This is a genomic window from Streptomyces sp. iso_384 (assembly GCF_056172905.1).
In genome coordinates this window covers 1-206 of sequence record NZ_JBWBTT010000048.1, presented here as the reverse complement: position 1 = coordinate 206, position 206 = coordinate 1, and the positions used below count along the sequence as shown (strand labels likewise).

Below are 206 nucleotides of genomic sequence, written 5' to 3'. Positions count from 1 at the left end.
GGGGCGCGGCAAGGATGCGCGGTGTGGCGGTCAGGTAGAGCCGGAAGTCGGCAGGGATGCGGGTGTTGTCGTGGATCGCGGCCCACGGACGTCCGAGATCGCCCGCGGTGCCGTGGGCTTCGTCCACGATCGCGAGGTCGAAGCCGTCCATCCGCTGTCCGTACAGCCGGTCCCCGCCCGCCAGGGCGGTCTCCAGCGGCCCGCGA

The 206-nt window shown here is 72.8% G+C and carries 1 protein-coding gene; it reads right to left on the bottom strand.

Annotation, left to right across the window (positions count from 1 at the left end):
* Positions 1 to 206: DEAD/DEAH box helicase family protein (locus AC0VY3_RS38310; protein ID WP_475552071.1), on the bottom strand; the 206-nt coding region annotated here is incomplete at both ends.